Annotated in this window: 5 protein-coding genes; all 5 read right to left on the bottom strand. The window is 37.8% G+C overall.

Annotated features, from left to right (window positions below):
• Nucleotides 1-123: 123 nt before the first annotated feature.
• A complete protein-coding gene (locus DW981_RS15280; protein ID WP_182434314.1) occupies nucleotides 124-300 on the bottom strand; it encodes a hypothetical protein in 177 nt (58 codons plus the stop codon).
• Between the two features lie 578 nt (nucleotides 301-878).
• Nucleotides 879-1106: a hypothetical protein gene (locus DW981_RS16310; RefSeq protein ID WP_182434313.1), complete on the bottom strand. Its 228-nt coding sequence runs from the start codon at nucleotides 1104-1106 to the stop codon at nucleotides 879-881.
• Nucleotides 1107-1326: 220 nt separating this feature from the next.
• Nucleotides 1327-1764 carry a relaxase/mobilization nuclease domain-containing protein gene (locus DW981_RS14410; protein ID WP_243034781.1) on the bottom strand — a complete coding sequence of 146 codons (438 nt, stop codon included), beginning with the start codon at nucleotides 1762-1764 and terminating at the stop codon, nucleotides 1327-1329.
• Nucleotides 1765-1772: 8 nt separating this feature from the next.
• Nucleotides 1773-2099: a plasmid mobilization relaxosome protein MobC gene (locus tag DW981_RS14405; protein ID WP_118508226.1), complete on the bottom strand. Its 327-nt coding sequence runs from the start codon at nucleotides 2097-2099 to the stop codon at nucleotides 1773-1775.
• Nucleotides 2100-2160: 61 nt separating this feature from the next.
• On the bottom strand, nucleotides 2161-2434 hold a 274-nt coding region (locus DW981_RS15435; protein ID WP_207664015.1), incomplete at its 5' end, for a hypothetical protein.

Genomic DNA, 2434 nt, shown 5'->3' with positions numbered 1-2434 from the left:
ATTAATTCATCTATTGCATCTATGAAGTATGACCACAAATGATTAATCAAATCATATTGTTTTAATCCCATAATCTCTTGAGTATAATATTTTATTACAATTGCTCCTTCTAAATAACAAACATCACCACAAATGATTAATCAAATCATATTGTTTTAATCCCATAATCTCTTGAGTATAATATTTTATTACAATTGCTCCTTCTAAATAACAAACATCAGTAATAAATTCTATGTCAGTATCAGGTTCAATTTTAATAAAACAATTCCTATGTTTAATATACGTTTCTACTGTTACCATTTTTGTATCCTCTCTCTCTATTGGGTATTGTCAAGCCATTACCTAGTTTTATTGTTCTAAACCTTGATTTTATGGGGTTTTGCAATAAAAAGAACAATGTCCCCCTTTTTGATGTATAATGTAATCTCCACAAAAACAAAACACGAAAGGATTTCATTGCTCATGGACATTATACTTTATTTACTTCAATACATCAATTACCAACGTAAAATTATTGGTCAATTATTAAACTTTATCTGCAATACATACCTCTCAAACAGTGGTCCTTTGACGACTCACATTCCCCAAAATACCAGAAATATAAGATCGACCAGCTTCCACGCATCATTTCTTTTCAACAGGAATGGAACTGGAAAGATCTTATCCCATACTATCAGAAACGCTACCACAAAACGCTTCGCCCGGTATTCCGACGGGTTGCCTGCGATATCCCTTCCTCCTGCCGCTGCCCGGCTTGCGATGCTCCTGTAGATTATCTGATGTGGAATGACGGGAAAAAGAAATCTCAAGTCTTATGCAAAGTCTGTCAGTCCCGTTTTTCGCCCACTAAAGATAACCGTTTTTCAAAAAATCATCGGTTAAACTGCCCTCATTGCTGTCACAGTCTTGTTTCCATCAAAAGCAGAAAGCATTTCATCATCCATAAATGTGTAAACCCTAAATGCTCTTACTATCTCTATAATCTCAAAAAAATAGAGAAAAATCATCTTGATGAGGAACATGGAAAAATCAGATATAAACTCCATTACATCTACCGTGAATTTGCGATAGATTTCTTTAAGATGGATCTGTCTTTCCTTCTCCAAAATGCATCATCATTACGGTTTACTAAATTTGACTCACATGTCATGTCGCTCTGTCTGACATATCGTGTCAATCTTGGACTGTCTCTCCGTAAAACTTCTCAGGCACTTAAGGACATCCACAACATTTCAATATCTCATCAGAGTGTTGCCAACTACTGCACGACTGCAGCTCTGTGCGTAAAACCCTTATATCGCCTGCCATCCAGAAAGGAAAACGAGTTTAAGACAAAATGGTTGTGAATATGGTTTGCCTTATCAAGATGCGTAGCATCAACACCTGAAACCGTTCGCCCCAAAGTTCCTCCGCCAACCGCACACCGATTTCATGGGCCATATCCGGTGTCACTTCTCCTTCTGCAAAAGACTGGTATCCATGAAAAACAACGATCCCGTCCTCTTTCCCATAACGTTTTTTGACCGCCATCATTTCATTTCTTGCAGTCAGTGTGGAACAGTTAAGCGCTGACACATAATATTGCATTTCGGTTTTATTAGAATCGACCGCATACTCAATGACATCCGTCAGTCCCTGTGCCTGTGTTTCTGTCATATCAGCTTTCTGATAAAAAGCTGGATTCTCTGTTTTCGCAGGGTTTTCAATATAGATAACCACTTTCCCCAGCCACCCTTTCACATCCCATATCTTTGTTGTTGCCATCGGACACCTCACTTTTCCTTTGGCAAAATGACTGCTTCAGTAATTATTTTCACTGCCTGCTCAAACTCTGCCACAGCTTCGTCATAGCGTTTGACATCCATGACATTTAACACATGAGCTTTTTTCGCAATCTGATTCAGCAAATTTCCAATGTGGTATAGCTGCCGCATCATTTTGTAGTAGTCCGGTGGCGGGGCATCCCTCGGTACAACACCACGCACTAACTGGCGTAAATATTCCTCCTGCGATAGTCCAGAATCCTCCACCAGTTTTTGAAACCTCTCGTGCTCTGACTGATTGAACCGGACACCGACACGGATAGATCGTTTTCGCAATGTGTTCACCTCCTCACAAAAAAAATAAGCCACTACGGTGTTAGCGTAATGGCTATGTAAGCTAAATTTGCTTTATTGAAATTTTATATTTTTCAAATCCCCGTGAATAGTTTACATGCAATCTATACTTTTGATTCTTTTTTAATTCCACCTCTTTGCACTCATTAGAACTATATGTATCGAAAATAACTTCATTCTTAGAATCAAGCAAAGATATTCTATAACTATTTTCGGCATTGTTAATACCAAAACTAAAACCGTAAGTACCAGTCCTTTTTGGTGTATAATAGTATACATTTTGTTGATCAATATAACTTATACTTCCACTGATAACA

The sequence above is a fragment of the Clostridium sp. AM49-4BH genome, from assembly GCF_003478335.1.
Taxonomy (GTDB): domain Bacteria; phylum Bacillota; class Clostridia; order Lachnospirales; family Lachnospiraceae; genus Butyribacter.
This window is presented reverse-complemented; position numbering and strand designations above follow the sequence as displayed.